This is a genomic window from Roseobacter sp. YIN89 (assembly GCF_057219365.1).
The window spans coordinates 950850-972171 of sequence record NZ_JBXVVD010000001.1 but is presented as its reverse complement, the minus strand read 5'-3'; the positions used below and the strand labels follow the sequence as shown (position 1 = coordinate 972171).

Here is a 21322-nt window from a genome sequence, read left to right as displayed (position 1 = left end):
GATTTTTCCTCTCGTGAAGGTCGGTGAAGATTCGGGGAGCGCCCCTTTATTGCAAAGATCAGGAGAAATGGCTAACGATGCTTTTGCACAGAAAGCATGAGAAAAACTCATATGTCCTCGCCACGCCGCTTCCTCCCCTCGATCTCGGCCCTGATCTGCTTTGAGGCGGTTGCGCGTCTGGGAAGCGCCACCGATGCCGCAGGAGAGCTTGCGCTGACGCAAAGCGCCGTCAGCCGCCAGCTCAAATCCCTCGAAGATCAACTGGAAGCAAAACTGGTAGAGCGGTCCGGGCGCAGCTTGCGTCTGACCGCTGCGGGCCAGTCTTACGTGACAGAAGTACGCGCGGTGCTGCAAAAGCTGGCGCGCGCCTCTATTGCCGCGCGGACCGCTGCCCAAGGCGGTGTGCTGAACCTGTCGATCCTGCCGGCGTTCGGGATGCACTGGCTGGCCCCGCGGCTTGCCGACTTTGCCCGTGCACACCCGGAAGTGACGATCAACCTGTCGACGCGGCTGGCACCTTTCGACTTTCGCACCTCGGATTTCGACGCCGCAATCCATTTCGGGCGCGAGGACTGGCCCGGAGTGGACTATCTGCCGCTTTTGCCCGAAACCGTCGTGCCAGTGGCCGCGCCCAAGCTGATGCCCGAACCTGTGCAAGACCCGCGTGCGTTGCTGCAATTCGATCTTATGCATCTGGAGACACGCCCCCGCGCCTGGGCGCGGTGGCTGGCAGCGGTCGGGGTGACGGATACGCCCGCTCCGGGCATGACCTTCGACCAGTTTTCAACGATGGCACAGGCCGCGATGCATGGTTTGGGGATTGCGCTGCTGCCCACTTTCGTCGCCGAACCCTACCTTGCGTCGGGGCAGCTTGCTCTGGCGTCGCAACATGCCACGCAGAGCATCGGCAGCTATTATCTGGTCTGGCCCAAAGATAGGCCAGAAGGTGGCGCTTTGACCTCATTTCGCGCTTGGTTGCGCCACCAATCCGACACAAAACTTAACCGCTGAGGCAAATCCACGGGTATTTTCACCTATCGCGAGAACCCCCGCCGCATTTGCCCGACTATCCTTAAAATCGAAACACTGTGTTGCCTGTTCCAAAGCCGCGTGGTGGCCACTGGCTTGGCCTTTTTATGTCCCAATTCATCGGTAGAACTTGGGCATCTGCTGATTGGGTGGGACCGATCTAAGGACTGTAGTATTGCTGCTCAAATCTGTTTCACTAGTTGTCTTGTTAACGCTTGGATCGGTTCCATTCAGCGCTACAGCAGCGTGGGCGGAAGAGCATATCATCATTATCCTTGGTTCAGCGTATTTCCCGCAGCACACCATCGTCGAGGACGGTGACATTGTCAGATTCGTCAATGTGAGCGGGCGAAACCATCAGGTTACCCATGCCGAAGAAAAGTGGATTACCCATGAGATGTCGGACGGCGACGAGTTGCTGGTCGAGATCGAACCGGACATGGTCGGGTCTTTTTACGGGATGGCAAAGCAGTTGATCGTAGGCCGGATGGACCTGATGCGGCAGGCAGCGTCCAAATAACCGGGCTGCTGCGGATATCAGGTGTGGTTTTCTATGGGCTCGATCAGAGCCGCGCCGGATGCACGGTTTGAATTCACCGCGCGATCTACGCGGTGCATTTGCAACGCGTCCTGAGGTGCGGCACGCATCAACGGCGCTGCACCGTGCCCTTCCTCTCCCAGCCACAACGCCCAGTCCTCCGGTGCGAGGATAACCGGCATTCGGTGGTGCACCCGGGCCATCACATCGTTGGCGGCGGTCGTGACGACGGCGCAGGTGCGCAGGCGGTCGCCCTCTGGCCCCGTCCAATCCTGCCAGATCGCCGCCATGACAAGCGGGCCGTCCGCTGTGGGCGTGATGTACCACGGGTCGCGCCCACCGTCCTCTGTCTTGGTCCATTCGTAAAAACCAGTCGCCACCACGAGCGCCCGACGGGTACGCACCGCATCCCGAAAGGCGGGTTTTTCTGTAATCGTCTCGGCGCGCGCATTGATCAGCAGCGGCCCGCCACTGGGTTTTTTGTACCAGCGCGGCAACAGCCCCCAGCGCATGGCGGCAAGCCGCCGCGCGCCGCCCTCCTCACGCATCACTACATGTATCTGTGTTGTCGGGCAGACATTGTAATTCGGCACGTCAGGCAGATCGTTGTCAGGCTGCGCCGCAAAGAGCTGCGCCATGGCATCGCTGGGCAAGGTGATGGCAAAACGTCCGCACATGCACGCAGTTTAACTGTTTATCAATCTATGAGCCAGACGCATGAATGCCCCGGAAATCCGGGGCATTCTGCAACGTCGGTATCACGTCGGTATGACGTCGGTGTTTTGTCGGTGCCGTGCCGGTGTCGCACAAGGCGACCGCCGGCGCGGTGCGGCATCACTTTTCAGTAATGCGCCCGTCTTTGTAAGGCGTGTATGGCGCATTAGCCGCGATGAACTCCGCTGTGACGTCTGCCAGATCGGGGCCGAAATCATAAGCATTCATCGCCGATTTGAACATGTCATAGCCGTCGCCGCCGTTGCGCACATAGTTGTTGGACACAACGCCGTAGAGTTTGGCCGGATCAATCGGCGCCCCCCCGATCATCACATCGCTGATGCGGCTGCCCGGCTCTTTGGAGACGTCAAAGGCATAGCTCATGCCCGCGACCTGAGGGAAGCGGCCCGCCCCGTCTTCATGCTGGCTGACACCGTTTTCCAGAGCGGCCACGATGGTTTCGCCTGTGACCTGGAAGGTGGACAGCGTGTTCTGGAACGGCAGCACGGTGAGCACCTCGCCCATGGTCACTTCGCCTGCGTCAATGCTCGCACGGATACCGCCGCCGTTCTGGATAGCGACATCAATGCCCTGATCCTTGACCCGCGCCAGCATCGCATCGGCAATCAGGTTGCCCATGGCGCATTCGCGCGCGCGGCACTCTTCCCGCACGCCGACAATCTCTGTCGCCGTCTCTGCCACGACGCGGTTGCGGATTTCCTCCAGCGGTGCGGCTGCTTCGGCGATGCGCGCGGCGGTTGCTGCGTCCGCCGTGACAGAGGCATCGATGATCAGCGGCTCGCCTACAGCGCTGGTGATCTTGCCTGCATCGTCGAAAGTGACGTTCAGCTCTCCGAGGAACTTGCCATAGGCGTAGGCCTGCACGATCGCGGTATCCCCCACGATTGTCGGATACGGGCCTTGCGCCCGATCAGACGTGTTCGACAAAAGCGTATTCGAATGCCCGCCTACGATCACGTCAACGCCCGTGGTTTCGGCTGCGACGCGCTGGTCAGTGCCGTAACCGGAGTGCGACAGCACGATGATCTTGTTGATGCCATCGGCGGTCAATTTGTCCACCTCGCCCTGCACGGCGGCCACGGGATCGGAGAAGGTGATGTTGTCGCCGGGTGAGGCAAGCTCGTCGGTGTCCTGCGGTGTCAGTCCGATAAGCCCGATTTTCTCTCCGCCGCGTTCAATGACGGTGGATTTGGCCAGCGTATCGGCCAGCAGCGGTTCTGCCGAGACATCGGCGTTGGACATCAGGACGGGGAAGTTCACCGCATCCATGAAACCACGCAGCACTTCGGGGCCGTCGTCAAATTCGTGGTTGCCAACAGTCATCGCGTCGTAGCCGAGCTTGTTCATCATCTCAGCGGCAAGCTGGCCTTTGTAGTAGGTGTAGAACAACGTGCCCTGAAACTGGTCGCCGCCATCTACGAGGATCGCGTTGTTGGAGCGCGCGCGCGCTTCGGCCACTGCCGTAACAAGGCGGGCGGAGCCACCAAAGCATTTGCCCTCGGCGTCGTCCTCGGCAGAGCAGCCGCTGTCATACTTGCTGATCGGCTCGAACCGCGCGTGGAAGTCGTTGGTATGTAGAATTGTCAGGTTATACTCGGCCGCGGCCATGCCTGCGCTCAGCGCCAGCAGACCGGTGGCGGTCAGGATGCGTTTCATTATTATTGTCCCCTCAGTTGGATGCAGCCATCGTGCCAAGCGTTGCGGGGACTGTCAAAGCCTGTGTGGCCCAATCCGGCAAATCGTTGCCGCGCGCGCATCCGCGGAGCACTTGACCTCGCGTCGGGTGCGGGGCATCACCGCGCGCATGATGATTTACAAAATATTCAGGGCCGATGAATGGTCCTTGCTGCGCCGCGAGGGAGAGACCCCTGGCGCACCGATTGACGTGGCGGATGGCTATGTCCACTTCTCTACCGCAGCGCAGGTGGCCGAAACCGCGGCCAAGCACTTTGCCGCGGAAGACGGGCTGATGCTGCTGGCCATTGATACAGACCGGCTCGACGGTGACCTGACGTGGGAGCCGTCGCGCGGCGGGCAGCTGTTTCCGCACCTTTACCGGGTGTTGCGTATGGCAGACGTCGTCTGGGCGCAGCCGCTGCCGCTGCAAGATGGGGTGCATGTCTTTCCGGCGGGGCTGGAAGAGGCCAGCACGTGAAAGCCACGCTGGAAAAGCTCGGACTGTTCGCGCTGCGCCGGATCGATCCCGAACGGGCCCACGCCTTGGCCCTCAAGGCACTGAAGGCAGGGCTGGCGCCCCTGCCCGGTCCTGTCACCTCTGAGCGGCTGCACCAGACGCTGGCGGGCCTGCACCTGCCCAACCCTGTGGGGCTGGCGGCGGGCTTTGACAAGAACGCCGAAGCTGTCGCGCCGCTGTCGCAGGCGGGTTTCGGCTTCATCGAAGTGGGTGCCGCAACACCGCTGGCGCAACCGGGTAACCCCGCCCCGCGCCTTTTCCGGCTCAGAGAGGATCGCGCCGCCATCAATCGCTTCGGCTTCAACAACGACGGGATGGCCGCCATCGCCGAACGGCTGGCGCGCGCGCACAGCGCGGTTCCGGTGGGCATCAATCTTGGCGCCAACAAGACTAGCGCCGACCGCGCTGCAGATTTCGCGCGCGTCATGGAACACATGGCCGGCAAGGTCAGCTTTGCCACCGTCAACGTCTCTTCCCCCAACACCGAAAAGCTGCGTGACCTGCAAGGGGCCGACGCGCTGGCCGCATTGCTTGACGGGGTGATGCAGACCCGTGGCACCGTCCCTGTGTTTCTCAAAATCGCCCCCGATCTGACCGAAACAGAACTGGCCGACATCGCCAACGTCGCCCGCGACGCGCAGGTGGATGCGATCATCGCCACGAACACGACACTCGACCGCACCGGCCTGACCAGCCCGCACCGCGATCAGGCAGGCGGGCTGTCCGGCCAGCCCCTGTTTGAGAAATCCACCCGCGTGCTGGCCCGGCTGTCAACGCTTACAGATATCCCTCTGATCGGGGTGGGCGGCGTGGCCAGCGGCGCGCAGGCTTACGCAAAGATCCGCGCAGGCGCCAGCGCTGTGCAACTCTATACCGGGCTGGTCTACGGCGGGCTGTCACTGGCCGCCGAGATCGCGCAATCACTCGACCTGCTTTTGCAAAAGGACGGATTCTCTGGCGTGTCCGACGCGGTAGGTACCGACAGAGACCGCTGGCTCTGACCAAGAGGAGTCTTTGACGCCGAAGTCGGGGCAGAGCCCCGATCAGGCCTTGACCACCTGCCGCTCGAGCGCCGGATAACGCGCCCCCAGCGTCACCCCGCGTGCCGCAAACGAGATCAGCAAGGCGCACCACAGCCCGTGATTGCCAATCAGCGGCAGCAGAACAAAGATCGCCGCCCAGTATATGGCAAAGCTGATTGCCATCATGTTGCGCATGTCACGACTGCGGGTGGCCCCGATGAAGATCCCGTCCAGCATCCACGACGCGCAGCCGATCAGTGGCGCGACGACCATATAGGGCAGAAAATCACGGGCAACGCGCTGCACCTCCACGTCCTTGGCCATAACGCCGATGAGCCAACTGCCGATCAGCGCAAAGAACACAGCCATACTCACGCAGACAACGAGCCCCCAGATCGACGTGACCAGCGCGGAGCGCCGCACATGCGCGCGCCTGCCCTGCCCGATGGCACGCGCGATCAGCGTCTCGGCAGCAAATGCAAACCCGTCCATGGCATAGGCGGTGATGTACATGAACTGGATCAGCACCTCGTTGGCCGCCAGCGTCACATCGCCAAAGCGTGTGCCGATGAACACGAAAGACGAAAAGATGATCATCAGCATGGCAGAGCGCAGCAGAATATCGGTATTCAGAAGCGCCATGCGCACCAGCTTGGCCCGGTCAAAGATGCGCGCCCGGTTGCGCCACTGCGGGTGGCGAAAGGCCTCGCGGCAGAACCACAGCCCCAGCGCGGCACCGGTCAACTCGGCAATGACCGTGGCAATCGCCACCCCCGGCACCCCCCACTCCAGCACCAGCACAAACAGGAGATCGAGCAGGATATTGACCCCGTTCATGGTCAACTGCACCCAAAAGACGCCCGAGGTCTTTTCCATCGCCACCAACCATCCGGTCAGCGCATAGACAGCAATGGCGGCGGGGGCTGTCCAGATGCGGATGGCAAGGTACTGCCGTGCCAGTGTCTCTACCGTGTCGCTTGCGTCCGAGACCTGCAGAGCCCCCCAGATCACCAGAGGCTGCAACACGATCAGCGAAAACCCCGCCACCAGAGCCACCACCAGCGCGCGGGTCAGCCACGCCGAAACCTCGGCACGGTCGCCCGCCCCTTCGGCCTGCCCCACCAGCCCTACCGTGCCCATACGCAAAAAGCCGAAAATCCAGTAGACCGTCGACAGCGTAATCGCGCCCAGCCCGACCGCGGCAATCGGGGCGGCCTCGCCCATTTGCCCGACCACGCCCACGTCGACCGCGCCGAGGATTGGCACGGTGGCGTTGGACAGCACGATCGGCAGGGCAATCTTGAGCACGCGGCGGTGCGTGATATCCTGCCGGGCGGCGGTGGCGTCAGTCACGGTTGGACGGCATCAGAAAATGGCCGGTGGCCTGCGCGAAAAGCCGATCGCGGTTGTCCTGCCACGCCTCGACATGCACGCTTGCATAGCGCCGCCCCGAGCGATTGATACGCGCTCGCGCATAGGCGTCGCGCGGCAAGCCGGACCGCAAATAGTCCGTTGAGATATCAATGGTTTTGGGCAGCCGCGGCAGCTTGCCACTGGCCAGCCCGTCGGTGTCGATGGCGCCGGATTCCACGTCTTCCCACAGGTACGTCCAGCTCAGTGTGATAATCGCCGTCACCTCAAGAAAGGCGGCGGTCACCCCGCCGTGGATTGCCGGCAACAACGGGTTGCCGATCAGCTTGTGATCGAAGGGCAGAACACCTGTCAACTCATCGCCCCGGCGGTCGAATTCGATGCCCAGAAAGCGGATGTAAGGCACCCCGTCCACCAGTGCGCGCAGCGTGGCGTCGCGGCGTCGCTTGACGACCTGTACCGGTTCGGGCTTGCGGCGCGGCTGTCTCATACCTTGCTCTCCACGGTAAACGCACCGGTTGCCGCCGCGACGGGGTTATCAGCGTCGTCGTCCGTCGCAGTCGCGCGGACGAAGGCGACGGTACGGGTAACGTGATAACACTCTGCCCGTGCGGTGATGCGCTGGCCCGGTGTTGCCGCGCGCATGTAGTCGATGCGCAGATCGATGGTGGCCGTCCCTGCGCGGCTGTCCGGATGACACATCACCGCGGCCCCGCAACAGGTGTCCATCAGTGCCGATACCGCGCCGCCGTGGATCACCCCGCTTTCGGGGTCGCCCACCAGTTTTTCGTCATAGGGCATATCGATCACGGCGATCCCGTCGCTCATCTGCTGAAGCTGCATCCCCAGCGCCTTGCTGTGCGGTATCGCCTCGATGAATTGTCGCGCGACGGTGCTCTTGTCTGCCATTTGCGGACCTCTGCCAAAACCCTGTTCCCTGTCTTGCCGATTTGTGACTGCACTGCAAGCGCGAGGCGGTTGCTTTCGCACCTTAACGGCCCTAGCGTACGCTTAAGGGGAGAGAGAGAGAAGTCATGACTACGGACCGTCTCACGTTCAAGGAGATGTGCACGAAATTCGACGTGACCCCACGTACGCTGCGCTATTACGAGTATATCGAATTGCTGCAACCCGACCGCGAGGGCCGGTCCCGGTTTTACGGGCCGCGCGAACGCGCCCGGATGAAGCTCATCCTTCGCGGACGCAAGTGGGGGTTTCAGCTGGAAGACATCCGCCAGTGGCTGCTGATCTACGAGAATGAAGGCACCGAGGCGCAGATGCGGGCCTGGGTTGAACTGGCCGACCAGCAGCTTGTACGGCTGGCCGAAGAACGCGCGCAGCTTGACGAAGCCATGGATGAGTTGCGCAAGATCCGCGATGACACGGCCAAGGCGCTCGACAGCTAGCCCGGCGGCGGCGCGTCGTCACTGACCTGCGCCAGCCGCTCCAGTTCGGCGGCGATGATGATCAGTTGCGATACCCAGCTGGGCTGCTGCGTTCCTGCCGCGTCATAGGCGGCTTTTTCAACAATTTCCGCCGCACGGCGCAGAGCCTGCGTGGGGCTTTCATCGGCGACCAGAGATGAACCACCGGGCGGGTCACCGGCCGCGGCGCGTTGGACTTGGGGTTTTGTGGTGGCTTTCAATATCATCTGTCACCCGCATTCCGCGCGCGGGGTGGAGGCGCGGCAACGCGGGCGCCCGACCATATGGTCGTTGACGGCGTGCTTGCCGACAATGCGGCGCACTGCCCTTTACACTGCCCTTTGACGATCTGCCCGGGTGCGCGCGCGGGAACAGGTCTGCCGCCCCGCGCTCCGGCACAGGCGTTGGGCATGCCTGCCCTGACAACCGGCATCGTCCGCCCGCCGCCAGAGACCGCTTTGGCCAGAATCTGGATGTGCCGCAAACCGCCTTGGTTCCGCCCGGCGCGGTCCGGCGCATTGGACCACGTGAAGGGACGTGGCGTCACGGATGCAGGATACGACGGCCTGCACCCTTGGGTAGTGCCGCACCGCGCCCACACCGGCGTAACGCCGCAGGCGACCGTGCCCAGCGGCTGCGCGCCGGGTTGCCGCGCCGCATCGCTGTGATCCCTGAACAGTTCAGGGCCGCGTTCGCGCAGTAAATTCAACAGGTTGCGCCACAGATCCGGCACGGACCACGTGTCACGAATTGAAATGCCAAATGCGTTCAGCGTCTTAAAGACCGGCACGCGTAAATTCCTTATCTGCAATAATCTGCCTGCAAAAGATGAACATATGCCAATCGCTACATCCCTGAATTGTAGCAGACTTACGACTTTCACGCAAAATCCACCTCCTCGAAAGTGACGCAACGTCTCGGTTACGTAAACGTGAGCGGGTGTTGTAGCACGTGTCACAACACTTACATCGGCGATGAAAATTGTTGAGCGAGACAGAGATGACTGACGAGATCATGACCATCAGACAGATGTGCGACGCCTTCGAGGTTACCCCCCGAACGTTGCGCTTCTACGAAGCAAAAGAGCTTTTGTTCCCCATCCGTGAAGGCCAGAAGCGCCTGTTTACCCGTCGCGACCGCGCCCGGCTCAAGCTGATCCTGCGCGGCAAGCGTTTCGGCTTCAGCCTCGAAGAAATCCGGCAGCTGCTTGATCTCTACGACATGGGTGACCAGCAACAGACACAGCTCGTCCGGACGTTCGAAATTGCACAGGAACGCCTCGCCGATCTGGTCAAGCAACGCGATGAGCTGAACGAAGCCATCGACGATCTGAGAGAGCAGCTGAAATGGGGCGAGGAAATGCTCGCTTCGATGCGCACCTCGCGCGACGCTGCCGAATAATCACGAAAACGCCCGTCAGGTTCAGGGAGAGACACAATGCCAAGCTACACACCACCCACCAAAGACATGCAATTCCTGCTGCACGATGTGCTGAAAGTCACCGACAGCGAAATCCCCGGTTACGGCGATCTCGAGGCTGATTTTACCTCTGCCATTCTGGAAGAGGCCGGCAAGCTGACCGCCGAAGTGCTTGCCCCGCTTAATGTCGTGGGCGACACAGAAGGATGCCGGTTGGAAAATGGTGTGGTGCGGACGCCCACAGGCTTCAAACAGGCTTTTGATCAGGTGCGCGAAGGCGGCTGGCCGGGTCTCGACATGCCGGAGCAGTACGGCGGGCAGGAAATGCCTTGCGTCATCGGCACCGCCGTGGGTGAAATGTTCTCTTCGTCGAATATGGCTTTCACCATGTATCAGGGCCTGACCCATGGCGCGGCGTCCGCTATTCTGGCGCATGGCACGGAGGCACAAAAAGAGACGTACCTGCCCAACATGGTCTCTTGCGAATGGACCGGCACCATGAACCTGACGGAGCCCCATTGCGGCACCGATCTGGGCCTGATGCGCACCAAGGCAGAGCCGCAAGACGACGGCAGCTACAAAATCACCGGTCAGAAGATCTTTATTTCAGCAGGCGAGCACGACATGGCGGATAACATCATCCACCTCGTGCTGGCGAAAATCACTGGCGCGCCAGAAGGCATCAAAGGTGTCTCACTGTTCATCGTGCCGAAATTCATTGTGAATGACGACGGTTCCCTGGGAGAGCGGAATGGCGTTGCCGTGGGTAAAATCGAAGAAAAGATGGGTATCCACGGCAACTCTACCTGCGTCATGAATTACGACGGCGCGGTAGGCTATCTCTTGGGCGAAGAGCACAAGGGCATGCGCGCCATGTTCACCATGATGAACGAAGCGCGTCTGGGCGTCGGCATGCAGGGCCTGAGCCAGGCCGAAGTGGCGTATCAGAATGCGCTGGAGTATGCCAAAGACCGCTTGCAGGGCCGCGATGTGACCGGCGCGAAAAACCCGGATGGTCCGGCAGACCCGCTGATCGTGCATCCGGACATCCGCCGCTCTCTGATGGACCAGAAAAGCTTTGCCGAAGGCGCGCGCGCCTTCATACTGTGGGGTGCCACGCTGATTGACGCGGCGCACCGCTCTGGCGATGCGGCTGCAGATGGCCTTGTGTCGCTGATGACCCCGGTGATCAAGGGCTTCCTGACAGATCAGGGCTACGACATGACCATCAAGGCGCAGCAGGTCTATGGCGGCCACGGCTATATCGAGGAATGGGGCATGTCCCAGTTCACCCGTGATGCCCGCATCGCGATGATCTACGAGGGTGCCAACGGCGTTCAGGCGCTTGATCTGGTGGGTCGCAAGCTCGCGCAGGACGGCGGCAAGCACGTCATGGCCTTCTTTGATCTGGTAAAGTCTTTCATCAAGGAGAATGCAGGTCAGGACGCAGCGTTTGACGCGCAGTTTCTTGAGCCGCTCAAGACCGCATCGAAGGATTTGCAGGCCGCGGGCATGTACTTCATGCAAAACGGCATGAAGAACCCCAATAACGCGCTCTCGGGCTCTTATGACTTCATGCATATGTTCGGCCACGTCTGTCTGGGCCTGATGTGGGCCAAGATGGGCAAGGCATCGCGTGATGCGCTGGCTGGTGGCACCACCGATCCGGAGTTCCACGAGACCAAGCTGGCAACCGGCCGCTACTACATGTCCCGCCAGTTGCCCGCAACAGCGTTGCACCTGAGCCGCATCCAATCCGGGGCCGATACGGTGATGGCGCTGGACGCGGCGAACTTCTGATGGCGGAGCTTCCCGGTTTTTCTGGTGGATGTCAGTGTGGCGCGGTGCGCTACACTGTCGCCGCCGGCCCGGGCAAGGTGAACGTCTGCTTTTGCGACATGTGCCGGCGGGCGACCGGCGCACCGGTCCCGTCCTTTATCAGCGTGGCGCGTACGCGCGTTGCATGGCACGGGACGCCAACGGTTTACGCCTCGTCCGATGTGGCAACGCGGGGGTTTTGCGGCACTTGCGGCACACCGCTTTATTACGCTGGAAACGGCAGTGCCACATGGGGGCTGACGGCAGGTTCGGCAGATGTTGCTTTGGCCCCTGATGTGGTCTTCTACTACGACCAGCACCCTGAATGGCTGGCCGCCCTTGACGACCTGCCAAAACCCGACTTTTCGCCGGCAGACTGCAGCGGCGAGCAAACGGAAGAATAAAGGAAACCCAGTTCCGATGCCCAAACGCTTTCGCGCCACCCGCCGTTTCAACGTGGCGATGACAGAAGACGGATACCGCAGGTTGCGGCGCTTTGCGGCAGACGCAGGATTGGACGAGGGAGAGGCGCTGTCGTTTCTCTTTGAGAATTTCGACAGCGTAATCAACGAAGAAACATTCGGTCACCGGCTCAGGCTTTTCAATGCCGAGCTGGATACGCGCAAGCAGTGACCGGGACATCGGGGGGAGACATGAACCAGCACGTATCAAACTGGATGACCGACGAGCACCAGATGCTCGCCGAGATGACTGCCGATTTCATTGCCAACGAATGGTCGTCAAAGTTCGAGAAGTGGCGCAAGCAGGGCGAGATGGACCGCGAGATCTGGCAGGAAGCGGGCGCGCTTGGTCTGCTTTGCCCCTCGGTGCCCGAAGAGTACGGTGGCGCGGGTGGTGACTTCGGCCATGAGGCGGTGATCCTGATGGAAGCGGCCAAGGCCAATATCGCCAGTTGGGGCCACGGCATCCACTCTGGCATCGTGGCGCATTATATTCTGGCCTATGGCTCGGAAGAGCAAAAGAAACGCTGGCTGCCCCGCATGGTATCGGGAGAACTGGTGGGCGCTCTGGCGATGACCGAGCCTTCTACCGGGTCCGATGTTCAGGCCATAAAGACGCGCGCGCTCAAACAGGGCAACTCGTACCGGCTGTCGGGACAAAAGACCTTTATCACCAACGGTCAGCATGCGGGGCTGATCCTCGTGGCAGCCAAGACCGACCCCGGCGAGGGCTCCAAGGGGATATCGCTGGTCGCACTGGAGACCGATGGCGCCGATGGCTTCAGCCGGGGGCGCAACCTCGACAAGGTCGGGCTGCACGCCTCCGACACCTCGGAGCTGTTCTTCGATGATGTGGAAATCCCCCCGGAAAATATCCTCGGCGGTGTCGAGGGTCAGGGGTTCTACCAGATGATGCAGCAACTGCCACAGGAGCGGCTGATCATCGGGTGCGGGGCCGTCGGTGCCATGGAAGGCGCGGTGGCCCGCACGATTGACTATTGCAAGGAACGCGAAGCATTTGGCGGTCCGCTGACACAGTTTCAGAACACCCGCTTTACGCTGGCGGAATGCGCCACCAAAACCGCAGTGGCCCGCGCTTTCCTCGATGCATGCCTGTCGGAGCATCTGCGCGGGGCGCTGACGGTCGAGAAAGCGGCCATGGCCAAGTACTGGCTGACCGACACACAAGGCGAAGTGCTGGACGCCTGCCTTCAGATGCACGGCGGCTACGGGTTCATGCAGGAATACGCCGTGGCGGAGATGTGGGCAGACGCCCGCGTTCAGCGCATCTACGGCGGCACCAACGAGATCATGAAAGAGCTGATTGCGAGGTCTTTCTGATGCGTTCGAGGACGGCGCGCATTGCACCTGCGGGAGCCTCCGGCGGGAGTTTATCTGGCAAGATGACAAGGAGCTCCGCCCTGTGCCTGACGGTCGCGCCAGACACAGAGCGTCACCTTGCACACAGCTCAGCTCTCCAGCCTGCTGCGCACCGGCAGACTGCGCGACATACAGTTAAGAGAAGATGAACATGCTCTTTCATCTTGCCAGAAAAACTCCACGGGGGTCCGGGGGTGTGAAACCCCCGGTCCTGACCGTTCAAACCGCGCCATGGGAGGGCTCGTACCGATGACCATCAAACTTCACTGCTTCGGCGAAAGCGGCAATGCTTACAAGGCCGCGCTTGCGCTGGAACTGTCCGGGCTTGAGTGGGAGCCTGTCTATGTTGATTTCTTCGGCGGCGAGACACGTTCGCCCGAATACCGGGCCCAAGTGAATGCCATGGGCGAAGTGCCGGTGCTGGTGGACGGCGATTTCTCGACCAGCCAGTCGGGCGCCATTCAGGCATATGTCACTGAAAAATCTGGCAAGTTCGGGGGTAAGTCCCGCGAAGAAAATTACGAGGCCTTTCGCTGGGTGCTCTGGGACAACCACAAGCTCAGTTCGCAGGCGGGCATGTTGCGGTTCCTGATGAACTTCCTGCCGGAAGACAAGCGGCCCGCCGAGGTGATTGCCTTTACGCAAGGGCGGCTCAAGGCGGCCTATACGGTGCTGAACAGTCACCTTGAGGGGCGCGACTGGATCGTCGGCGATGGCATTACCAATGCCGATCTGAGCTGTTGCGGCTACCTTTATTACCCGGAGCCCTTTGGGTTTGATCGCACCGACTGGCCGCATATCGACGCCTGGCTCACCCGCCTTTCCCAGACACCGGGCTGGAAAGCCCCTTATGACCTGATGCCCGGGTCTCCAGCAGACCGGGCCTGAAACGCAAACACCAAATGGGCGCGGGACCGCGCACAAAGGAGACGACAATGACCGAAGCCTATATCTATGACGCATTGCGCACGCCGCGCGGCAAGGGCCGCAAGGATGGCAGCCTGCACGAAGTTACCGCGCTGCGCCTGTCGGCGCAGACCTTGAACGCGCTGAAAGAGCGCAACAACCTTGAAGGACACGCTGTTGAAGACGTGATCTGGGGCAATGTCACGCAAGTGATGGAGCAAGGCGGCTGCCTTGCGCGCTCTGCCGTGCTGGCGTCCGATTTGGACGAGCGTATTCCCGGCCTTGCGATCAACCGGTTCTGCGCCTCGGGCATGGAAGCGGTGAACCTCGCCGCCAACCAGGTCCGTGGCGGCGCGGGTGAAGCCTATATTGCCGGTGGTGTCGAGATGATGGGACGGGTTGCCATGGGCAGCGACGGCGCGGCGATTGCGGTGGATCCTTCTATCGCGATGGACCAGTACTTTGTCCCGCAAGGCATCAGCGCCGACATCATCGCGACCGAATACGGTTTTTCGCGCGACGACGCCGACCAACTCGCCGTGGAAAGCCAGAAGCGCGCCAAACGCGCCTGGGACGAAGGCCGCTTTTCCAAATCGGTTATCGAGATCAAGGACCAGAACGGCCTGCCGATCCTCGATCACGACGAATACATGCGTCCGCAAACCGATATGCAGAGCCTCGGCAGCCTCAACCCCGCCTTTCAGGCAATGGGCGAGGTCATGCCGGGCTTCGACAAGGTCGCGCTGATGAAGTATCCGCATCTGGAGCGGATCAACCACATCCACCACGCTGGCAACTCCAGCGGGATCGTGGATGGCGCCGCGGGCGTGCTGATCGGCAGCAAGGAATTTGGCGAGAAATACGGCCTGAAACCGCGTGCGCGCATCCGCGCCACCGCAAAGATCGGCACCGATCCGACCATCATGCTGACGGGCCCCGTGCCGGTCACGGAAAAGATCCTCGCCGACAGCGGCATGGCCATTGGCGACATCGATCTGTTTGAGGTCAACGAGGCCTTTGCCTCGGTCGTGTTGCGCTTCATGCAGGCATTTGACGTAGACAACGCCAAGGTCAACGTGAATGGTGGCTCTATCGCCATGGGGCACCCGCTTGGTGCCACCGGCGCGATCATCATTGGCACGCTACTCGACGAGTTGGAGCGCGCGGACAAGGAAGTTGGCCTGGCCACGCTTTGCATCGCATCCGGCATGGGGGCGGCGACGGTTATCGAAAGGGTATAAGCCCGCAATGAGCTTGGAAACGCGCGCGATTTATCAAGGGGTTCTCGACCGGCTGACAGAGGCGATCATGACCCATGATATCGACCTCTGGATCCAGCATATCCACGTGCCTCACTTCATGAGCACCTGCGATGGCAAGCTGGTTCTTGAAACCGAGAGAGACGCGCGCATCGGGCTCACCGATTACCATATGGCACTGCGCAAACTGGACGTGGTCCGCATGGACCGAACTTGCGACACGGCACGCCGAGTGAACGAGGAGACAATCGTGGGATTCCACACAACAGCAATGCATTCCGGTGACGGGACAGCCTATCCGGGCTACCCCGTGCGCTGGGTATTGCATCGCACAGACGACGTCTGGCGTGTGGCAAAATCCGATTCCGCGCTGAGCGCCAGCGACTGGGACGGCATCCCGCACAACACGCTGACGCAGTTCGACCACGTGGGCGGCGACGCAACAAAGGCGCGCCGTTTACTGGCCCAGACCATCGTCGATCGCATCGACGCGGTCTACATGGCCGACGACTTCGACGGTTGGCGGGACAGCGTACACCTGCCGCTGACTTTCGAGACGCGCAACGGTACCGACATCTTCACCAACGAGGCAGACCTGCAGCGTGACTTCGATCTCTACCAGAAGGAATTTCGCATTCACCGCATCAGCGAACTGACCCGCGTGGTCACCGGTGTGGAAGAGATCGACAGCACCACCCTGCGTGTCAATTACCGTGTGCATGTGCTCAGCGGTACCCGGTATGTCGTCCAGCCTTGGGACGGCGCCATGATCTTCAAAAAGGTGGACGAACGCTGGCTGTTGCAAAAGCTCGTCAACGCGTTGGGCCACCTGAACTGGAACAGCAACGCAGGCAGGACATCTCACGATGTCCGGCCCGACTGAACAAAACAATGAAAACCCGCGACGACGGAGACGAGAAATGACTGATTTTACAATGACAAAAGACGGCGACGGTATCGCCACGATCACTTGGGACACGGTGGGCAAATCGATGAACGTCATGACGCTTGAGGCGTGGGACGTGCTCGAGGGTCTGTTTGACGACGCTTTTGCCGACGACGCGGTCAAGAGTGTGATCCTGACCTCCGGCAAACCCGGCAGCTTTGCCGGTGGCATGGACCTCAACGTGATTGCCAAGATGAAGGAAATGGCAGGCGACAATCCTGCCAAAGGCCTGTTTGACGGCATCATGAACGCGCACCGCATCATGCGCAAAATCGAACTGGCGGGCATGGACCCGAAAACCCAGAAGGGCGGCAAGCCCGTGGCCTGCGTCATGCCCGGCACCGGGCTGGGCATCGGGCTGGAAATTCCGCTGTCGTGCCACCGTATCTTTGCGGCCAACAATCCCAAGGCCAAGATCGGCCTGCCGGAAATCATGGTCGGCATCTTCCCCGGTGCCGGCGGCACCACCCGTCTTACCCGTAAGATGGGGGCCATGGCGGCCTCGCCCTTCCTGCTCGAAGGCAAGCTGGTGGATCCGGCCAAGGCCAAGGCGGCAGGCCTCATCGACGAAGTGTCGGACGACCCGATGGCTGACGCTCGCGAATGGGTACTGAACGCAAAGGATGCCGATCTGGTCAAGGTATGGGATGCCAAGGGGTACAAAATGCCCGGTGGCGCGCCCTACCACCCTGCCGGTTTCATGACCTTCGTTGGCGCGTCCGCCATGGTCAACGGCAAGACGCAAGGCGTTTACCCCGCAGCCAAGGCGCTGCTCTCGGCGGTCTACGAAGGCGCGCTGGTGCCCTTTGACACAGCGCTCAAGATCGAAGCCCGCTGGTTCACCAACGTGCTGATGAACCCGTCCTCCTCTGCGATGATCCGCTCGCTCTTTGTTAACAAGGAAGCGTTGGAAAAAGGTGCTGTGCGCCCCGCAGATGTGCCTGACCAGAAAGTCAAAAAGCTGGGTGTTCTGGGCGCCGGTATGATGGGGGCTGGTATCAGCCTTGTATCCGCACAGGCGGGTATCGAGGTCGTGCTGATCGACCAGACGCAGGAAGCTGCCGACCGCGGCAAGGATTACACTGCCAAATTTGCTGACAAGGGCATCGCGCGGCGAAAGACGACACCCGAGAAGAAAGAGCAGTTGCTCAGCCTGATCACAGCCACCACGGATCTTGACGCGCTCAAAGACTGTGACCTGATCATTGAAGCGGTGTTTGAGGACCCCAAGGTAAAGGCCGAGATGACCCAAAAGGTGGAGGCAGTGATCCCCAAGGATTGCATCTTTGCTTCCAACACCTCCACCCTGCCGATCACCGGTCTGGCCAAGGCGTCGAGCCGTCCGGACCAATTTATCGGCATTCACTTCTTCTCGCCCGTTGAGAAGATGCTGCTGGTAGAGATCATCAAGGGCAAAGAAACCGGCGACGTTGCCGTGGCCAAGGCGCTCGACTTCGTGCGCCAGATCCGCAAGACGCCGATTGTTGTGAACGACGCGCGTTTCTTCTACGCCAACCGCTGCATCCTGCCTTACGTGAATGAGGGTGTGCGGATGCTGAAAGAAGGGGTTGAGCCTGCGCTTATCGAGAACGCGGCCAAGCTTGTCGGCATGCCACTCGGCCCGCTGCAACTGACCGATGAAACATCCATCGATCTTGGGGCCAAGATTGCCCGTGCGACCAAGGAAGGCATGGGCGACGCCTATGACGATTTCGCGGACGAGGTGATCTTCTGGCTCGAAGGCGAAGGCCGTCTGGGTCGCAAGGCAAACGCGGGGTTCTATGCCTACGACGAGAAAGGCAAACGCCAGGGTCTGTGGGAAGGTCTGCGCACGCAGTATCCGCCAAAAGAGGACCAGCCTGACCTGATCGACGTGCAGCACCGCCTGCTCTTTGCCCAAACCCTCGAAGCGGTCCGCGCGTTGGAAGAAGGCGTGCTGATGGACATTCGCGAAGGGGACGTCGGCGCGATCCTCGGCTGGGGTTTTGCACCGTGGTCCGGCGGCCCGCTCAGCTGGTTCGATATGCTGGGTTCCGCCTATGCGGCAGAGCGTTGCGACGAGCTGACAGCAGCCTTTGGCGAGCGGTTCAGTTGCCCCAAACTGCTGCGCGACATGGCCGAAAACGGCGACAGCTTTTACGGCCGCTTTGGCCCGCAAGCCAAAGCTGCGTAACCCGGCGTGACATCGACTTGGAAAAGGGGCCGCCGGCCCCTTTTTCTTTGTCTAAAGGCCAAGTGGACAGGCCGTGACATGCCTCTTACTGTGAACCGGTAACAGTAGACGCAGGGGCATTGTGAAAGACCAGTCGCGCAAAACAAAACTCGCCGCAATTCTGGCGGCGGACATCGCCGGTTATTCGCGCCTTATGGCGCAGGACGAAGCCGGCACCTTTGAGCGGCTGAAAACCGTCATGGCGGATCATTTCAAACCCGCTGTGAAGCGGCATGGCGGACGGATTTTCAAGGTGATGGGCGACGGCGCCCTTGTGGAATTTTCCAGCGTCAACGGCGCGGTCGAATGCGCGCTGGACCTGCAGGATGCCCTGCGCGGACAGAGCGCCTCTGGCGCACCGATCCAGATGCGGATCGGGATCAGCCTTGGCGAAGTGATTGTCGATGGCGCGGACCTTTTCGGGAACGGTGTCAATATCGCGGCCCGTATGGAAAGTCTGGCCGAGCCCGGATCGATCTGCATTTCCGGCAACCTGCGCGAACACCTCAAGGGCAGCGCGTCGTTTGACCTGACTGATCTTGGCTTGTGTCAGGTCAAGAACCTGCCAGACCCGGTTCATGTTTTCGCGCTCTCCCGCGCGCGCAAAGATGCAGCAGATGCGCCGCAAAACGCGTCTTTCGACATTGCGCAGGACATCCGTTTTTGCACCACTCCAGACGGTGTGCAACTGGCCTATACCGTCATCGGTCAGGGGCCGCCTGTGGTATCTGTGTCGAACTGGCTGACCCATCTTGAACTCGATCTGTCGATCCCGATGCGTCGCGAACTGATCCGCCTGCTGTCTCCGCAGCATCAGGTGATCCGCTACGATGCGCGGGGCAGCGGGTTGTCCGAACGTGATATCGAGGATTTCACGCTGGACGCCTCGGTCACCGACCTTATGGCCGTGCTCGACGATCTGGGAATTGAAAAAGCGTCGCTGGTCGGTCAGTCGCAAGGCGCAGCGGTAGCGGCAGCCTTTGCCGCGCGATACCCCGAGCGGGTGGACAAGCTTGTGCTGTGCGGCGGGTATGCGCGGGGGCGGCGGATGCGCGGATCGCAGGGCGAAATCGCGGAAAGTGATGCCTTCATTACCATGATCAAAGAAGGCTGGGGCAAGGACATTGATGCCTACGTGCGCATGTTCGGCGCGTTTTTCATGCCCGATGCCAATATCGACCAATTGTCAACTTTCACGCATTTGCAGCGCAGCGCGACACCGCCAAAGAATGCCGCCGCCATCCAGTTGGCCATCGACAGCATTGATATCTCTTCCGAGTTGCGGGACGTGCAGGCCCAAACGCTGGTTTTTCATGTACGCGAAGATGCGCGCGCGCCTTTTGAGGAGGGACGACGCATGGCTGCCAGCATTCCTGACGCGCGGTTTATCCCCCTTGATGGCCGCAATCACGTCATGCTCTCTGCTGACCCGAGCTTGCGGCGTTTTCTGTCCGAAGTGGCGCAGTTTCTGGCCCCTGTCACATAAGGCCGCGGGCGGCCGCCCCTAATCGATCGCGGTGCCCAAGCCAGCCGCCTTGATCCGGGCAAAGGCTGCAACGCCAATGGCCGTGTCCTGTGCACCGGTTCCGGTGAGATCGCAGAGTGTCACCGTATCGGCCGTGCGCTCCAGCCTTTCGCGGCCCGATGTATAGGTGCCAAGCTCTGTGACCGGTCGGTGCAACGCGCTTTCCGCGACATGTTGCAACTCCCCGCCGATCCGGCATTGCGCAATCGTGTCGCACACCACCTGATCGGCGCGGTGCAGTATCGCCGGTTCAATCTCTTGCTTGCCCGGCAGGTCCGATCCCATGGCGGTGATATGCGTCCCCGGCTGCACCCACTCTGCGCGGATCAGGGGTGTTGTGGCGTGGGTGGTGGTCACAATCACCTGCGATGCCCGCGTCAGTGCCTCAAGGCTTGGCGCCGGTTCCACCGGAACCCCCAGTTTTGCACTCATGTCCGTGCAGTACCGCGTCAGACGCGCCGGGTTGCGCCCGAAGACGAGCAGGCGCTTGAAAGGCCGCACCAGTGCAAGGCTTTCGATCTGATAGCGAGCCTGCGCGCCGGTCCCCACAACACCGACGGTGTTGACGTCCGCCGGCGCCAGATACCTCGCCGCCACACCTCCCGCGAGCCCGGTGCGCAGATCCATCAGGTAGCCATTGTCGAGAAACATCCCGTCGAACAGCCCGTTAGCCGCATTGATCAGCGCAATGGCGCTGCCCGAGCTTGGCAGCCCTGCATCCGGATTGCGCACAAATCCGGTGGCGATTTTAACGGCAAGATGCGCGACACCCTCGACGAAGGCACCTTTGATATCCACCGCGCTGTCCGCGTCCACATCGATGTGCATCACGGGGGGCATGGTGACCCTGCCCTCGGCAATCCAGTTGAAAGCGTGTTCCACGGCATCCAGCGACTGCATGTCGAGCGGCAGGCAAGACCGCAGCTCTGCTTCGGTGACGACCAATGTGCTCATCGCGTGCTCCCTCCGGCCTGCGCCCGCAAACCTAGCGCCCCGTGTCGCCATTGTCCCGAGAAATGAGACGCGCTGCCAAGACGACAAAGAGGGGCCCGAAGGCCCCTCTTTTCACATGCTGCTCAGCAT

At 61.2% G+C, this 21322-nt stretch carries 23 protein-coding genes; 15 read left to right on the top strand and 8 right to left on the bottom strand.

Going from position 1 to position 21322, the window contains the following annotated elements:
* Window positions 1-96: 96 nt before the first annotated feature.
* Both AC2D8V_RS04790 and AC2D8V_RS04785 read left to right on the top strand, forming a co-directional pair.
* Window positions 97-1011 (top strand): LysR substrate-binding domain-containing protein, encoded by a 915-nt coding sequence (locus AC2D8V_RS04790; RefSeq protein WP_484732374.1) that lies wholly within the window; start codon window positions 97-99, stop codon window positions 1009-1011.
* 193 nt (window positions 1012-1204) lie between these two features.
* A complete protein-coding gene (locus tag AC2D8V_RS04785) occupies window positions 1205-1549 on the top strand; it encodes a hypothetical protein (RefSeq protein WP_484732373.1) in 345 nt (114 codons plus the stop codon).
* A gap of 17 nt (window positions 1550-1566) precedes the next feature.
* Here AC2D8V_RS04785 and AC2D8V_RS04780 read toward each other — a convergent pair whose 3' ends face one another.
* Both AC2D8V_RS04780 and AC2D8V_RS04775 read right to left on the bottom strand, forming a co-directional pair.
* The gene (locus AC2D8V_RS04780) at window positions 1567-2244 is read right to left on the bottom strand and encodes an SOS response-associated peptidase (protein ID WP_484732372.1); all 678 of its coding nucleotides are present in this window, start codon (window positions 2242-2244) and stop codon (window positions 1567-1569) included.
* A 157-nt stretch (window positions 2245-2401) separates the two neighbouring features.
* Entirely contained in the window at window positions 2402-3958 is a 1557-nt protein-coding gene (locus AC2D8V_RS04775) for a bifunctional metallophosphatase/5'-nucleotidase (RefSeq protein ID WP_484732371.1), read from the bottom strand.
* Window positions 3959-4106: 148 nt separating this feature from the next.
* Between AC2D8V_RS04775 and AC2D8V_RS04770 the strand changes: the two genes are divergently transcribed.
* Window positions 4107-4457 carry a DUF952 domain-containing protein gene (locus tag AC2D8V_RS04770; RefSeq protein WP_484732370.1) on the top strand — a complete coding sequence of 117 codons (351 nt, stop codon included), beginning with the start codon at window positions 4107-4109 and terminating at the stop codon, window positions 4455-4457.
* Complete coding sequence (locus AC2D8V_RS04765) at window positions 4454-5497, top strand: quinone-dependent dihydroorotate dehydrogenase (RefSeq protein ID WP_484732369.1); 1044 nt, start codon at window positions 4454-4456, stop codon at window positions 5495-5497. The genes AC2D8V_RS04770 and AC2D8V_RS04765 overlap by 4 nt, the downstream gene beginning before the upstream one ends.
* 42 nt (window positions 5498-5539) lie before the next feature.
* Here the strand turns inward: AC2D8V_RS04765 and AC2D8V_RS04760 are convergent, their stop codons facing one another.
* Genes AC2D8V_RS04760 through AC2D8V_RS04750 form a run of 3 tightly spaced genes read right to left on the bottom strand, consistent with a single transcriptional unit; the run spans window position 5540 to window position 7798 of the window.
* Complete coding sequence (locus AC2D8V_RS04760; protein WP_484732368.1) at window positions 5540-6871, bottom strand: MATE family efflux transporter; 1332 nt, start codon at window positions 6869-6871, stop codon at window positions 5540-5542.
* Window positions 6864-7379 (bottom strand): PaaI family thioesterase, encoded by a 516-nt coding sequence (locus AC2D8V_RS04755; protein ID WP_484732367.1) that lies wholly within the window; start codon window positions 7377-7379, stop codon window positions 6864-6866. Before AC2D8V_RS04755 ends, AC2D8V_RS04760 begins: the two co-directional genes overlap by 8 nt.
* On the bottom strand, window positions 7376-7798 hold the full coding sequence (locus AC2D8V_RS04750) for a PaaI family thioesterase (RefSeq protein ID WP_484732366.1): 423 nt from the start codon (window positions 7796-7798) through the stop codon (window positions 7376-7378). The genes AC2D8V_RS04755 and AC2D8V_RS04750 overlap by 4 nt, the downstream gene beginning before the upstream one ends.
* A gap of 125 nt (window positions 7799-7923) precedes the next feature.
* Here AC2D8V_RS04750 and AC2D8V_RS04745 point away from each other — a divergent pair, with 125 nt between their 5' ends.
* Window positions 7924-8295 carry a MerR family transcriptional regulator gene (locus AC2D8V_RS04745; RefSeq protein ID WP_484732365.1) on the top strand — a complete coding sequence of 124 codons (372 nt, stop codon included), beginning with the start codon at window positions 7924-7926 and terminating at the stop codon, window positions 8293-8295.
* On the opposite strand, the gene AC2D8V_RS04740 is transcribed toward AC2D8V_RS04745, so the two are convergent.
* Complete coding sequence (locus AC2D8V_RS04740; RefSeq protein WP_484732364.1) at window positions 8292-8540, bottom strand: hypothetical protein; 249 nt, start codon at window positions 8538-8540, stop codon at window positions 8292-8294. The two genes, AC2D8V_RS04745 and AC2D8V_RS04740, sit on opposite strands and share 4 nt — an antisense overlap.
* The gene (locus AC2D8V_RS04735) at window positions 8537-9103 is read right to left on the bottom strand and encodes a hypothetical protein (RefSeq protein ID WP_484732363.1); all 567 of its coding nucleotides are present in this window, start codon (window positions 9101-9103) and stop codon (window positions 8537-8539) included. The genes AC2D8V_RS04740 and AC2D8V_RS04735 overlap by 4 nt, the downstream gene beginning before the upstream one ends.
* A 209-nt stretch (window positions 9104-9312) precedes the next feature.
* Here AC2D8V_RS04735 and AC2D8V_RS04730 point away from each other — a divergent pair, with 209 nt between their 5' ends.
* The 10 genes from AC2D8V_RS04730 to AC2D8V_RS04685 all read left to right on the top strand — a co-directional run bounded on the left by AC2D8V_RS04730 (window position 9313) and on the right by AC2D8V_RS04685 (window position 20200).
* Window positions 9313-9714, top strand: coding sequence for a MerR family transcriptional regulator (locus tag AC2D8V_RS04730; RefSeq protein WP_484732362.1), 402 nt, complete (start codon window positions 9313-9315; stop codon window positions 9712-9714).
* A gap of 36 nt (window positions 9715-9750) precedes the next feature.
* Window positions 9751-11532, top strand: coding sequence for an acyl-CoA dehydrogenase C-terminal domain-containing protein (locus tag AC2D8V_RS04725; RefSeq protein WP_484732361.1), 1782 nt, complete (start codon window positions 9751-9753; stop codon window positions 11530-11532).
* On the top strand, window positions 11532-11954 hold the full coding sequence (locus AC2D8V_RS04720) for a GFA family protein (RefSeq protein WP_484732360.1): 423 nt from the start codon (window positions 11532-11534) through the stop codon (window positions 11952-11954). Before AC2D8V_RS04725 ends, AC2D8V_RS04720 begins: the two co-directional genes overlap by 1 nt.
* Window positions 11955-11970: 16 nt before the next feature.
* Entirely contained in the window at window positions 11971-12183 is a 213-nt protein-coding gene (locus AC2D8V_RS04715) for a hypothetical protein (protein WP_484732359.1), read from the top strand.
* Window positions 12184-12203: 20 nt separating this feature from the next.
* Window positions 12204-13352 carry an acyl-CoA dehydrogenase family protein gene (locus AC2D8V_RS04710; protein WP_484732358.1) on the top strand — a complete coding sequence of 383 codons (1149 nt, stop codon included), beginning with the start codon at window positions 12204-12206 and terminating at the stop codon, window positions 13350-13352.
* A gap of 288 nt (window positions 13353-13640) precedes the next feature.
* Complete coding sequence (locus AC2D8V_RS04705) at window positions 13641-14279, top strand: glutathione S-transferase family protein (protein WP_484732357.1); 639 nt, start codon at window positions 13641-13643, stop codon at window positions 14277-14279.
* A 47-nt stretch (window positions 14280-14326) separates the two neighbouring features.
* The gene (locus tag AC2D8V_RS04700) at window positions 14327-15538 is read left to right on the top strand and encodes an acetyl-CoA C-acetyltransferase (RefSeq protein ID WP_484732356.1); all 1212 of its coding nucleotides are present in this window, start codon (window positions 14327-14329) and stop codon (window positions 15536-15538) included.
* Window positions 15539-15545: 7 nt separating this feature from the next.
* A complete protein-coding gene (locus AC2D8V_RS04695; protein ID WP_484732355.1) occupies window positions 15546-16439 on the top strand; it encodes a hypothetical protein in 894 nt (297 codons plus the stop codon).
* Window positions 16440-16476: 37 nt separating this feature from the next.
* On the top strand, window positions 16477-18675 hold the full coding sequence (locus tag AC2D8V_RS04690) for a 3-hydroxyacyl-CoA dehydrogenase NAD-binding domain-containing protein (RefSeq protein WP_484732354.1): 2199 nt from the start codon (window positions 16477-16479) through the stop codon (window positions 18673-18675).
* Between the two features lie 121 nt (window positions 18676-18796).
* Entirely contained in the window at window positions 18797-20200 is a 1404-nt protein-coding gene (locus AC2D8V_RS04685) for an alpha/beta fold hydrolase (protein ID WP_484732353.1), read from the top strand.
* 18 nt (window positions 20201-20218) lie between these two features.
* On the opposite strand, the gene AC2D8V_RS04680 is transcribed toward AC2D8V_RS04685, so the two are convergent.
* On the bottom strand, window positions 20219-21193 hold the full coding sequence (locus AC2D8V_RS04680) for an ornithine cyclodeaminase family protein (RefSeq protein WP_484732352.1): 975 nt from the start codon (window positions 21191-21193) through the stop codon (window positions 20219-20221).
* Between the last annotated feature and the right edge of the window lie 129 nt (window positions 21194-21322).

What these genes read in the sequence shown, in the direction of transcription:
- AC2D8V_RS04775 (WP_484732371.1), bottom strand. Translation starts at nt 3,958, where the DNA reads ATGAAACGCATCCTGACCGCCACCGGTCTGCTGGCGCTGAGCGCAGGC.
- AC2D8V_RS04725 (WP_484732361.1), top strand. Translation starts at nt 9,751, where the DNA reads ATGCCAAGCTACACACCACCCACCAAAGACATGCAATTCCTGCTGCAC.
- AC2D8V_RS04755 (WP_484732367.1), bottom strand. Translation starts at nt 7,379, where the DNA reads ATGAGACAGCCGCGCCGCAAGCCCGAACCGGTACAGGTCGTCAAGCGA.
- AC2D8V_RS04715 (WP_484732359.1), top strand. Translation starts at nt 11,971, where the DNA reads ATGCCCAAACGCTTTCGCGCCACCCGCCGTTTCAACGTGGCGATGACA.
- AC2D8V_RS04680 (WP_484732352.1), bottom strand. Translation starts at nt 21,193, where the DNA reads ATGAGCACATTGGTCGTCACCGAAGCAGAGCTGCGGTCTTGCCTGCCG.
- AC2D8V_RS04720 (WP_484732360.1), top strand. Translation starts at nt 11,532, where the DNA reads ATGGCGGAGCTTCCCGGTTTTTCTGGTGGATGTCAGTGTGGCGCGGTG.
- AC2D8V_RS04780 (WP_484732372.1), bottom strand. Translation starts at nt 2,244, where the DNA reads ATGTGCGGACGTTTTGCCATCACCTTGCCCAGCGATGCCATGGCGCAG.
- AC2D8V_RS04700 (WP_484732356.1), top strand. Translation starts at nt 14,327, where the DNA reads ATGACCGAAGCCTATATCTATGACGCATTGCGCACGCCGCGCGGCAAG.
- AC2D8V_RS04770 (WP_484732370.1), top strand. Translation starts at nt 4,107, where the DNA reads ATGATGATTTACAAAATATTCAGGGCCGATGAATGGTCCTTGCTGCGC.
- AC2D8V_RS04710 (WP_484732358.1), top strand. Translation starts at nt 12,204, where the DNA reads ATGAACCAGCACGTATCAAACTGGATGACCGACGAGCACCAGATGCTC.
- AC2D8V_RS04745 (WP_484732365.1), top strand. Translation starts at nt 7,924, where the DNA reads ATGACTACGGACCGTCTCACGTTCAAGGAGATGTGCACGAAATTCGAC.
- AC2D8V_RS04695 (WP_484732355.1), top strand. Translation starts at nt 15,546, where the DNA reads ATGAGCTTGGAAACGCGCGCGATTTATCAAGGGGTTCTCGACCGGCTG.
- AC2D8V_RS04690 (WP_484732354.1), top strand. Translation starts at nt 16,477, where the DNA reads ATGACTGATTTTACAATGACAAAAGACGGCGACGGTATCGCCACGATC.
- AC2D8V_RS04705 (WP_484732357.1), top strand. Translation starts at nt 13,641, where the DNA reads ATGACCATCAAACTTCACTGCTTCGGCGAAAGCGGCAATGCTTACAAG.
- AC2D8V_RS04750 (WP_484732366.1), bottom strand. Translation starts at nt 7,798, where the DNA reads ATGGCAGACAAGAGCACCGTCGCGCGACAATTCATCGAGGCGATACCG.
- AC2D8V_RS04740 (WP_484732364.1), bottom strand. Translation starts at nt 8,540, where the DNA reads ATGATATTGAAAGCCACCACAAAACCCCAAGTCCAACGCGCCGCGGCC.
- AC2D8V_RS04790 (WP_484732374.1), top strand. Translation starts at nt 97, where the DNA reads ATGAGAAAAACTCATATGTCCTCGCCACGCCGCTTCCTCCCCTCGATC.
- AC2D8V_RS04730 (WP_484732362.1), top strand. Translation starts at nt 9,313, where the DNA reads ATGACTGACGAGATCATGACCATCAGACAGATGTGCGACGCCTTCGAG.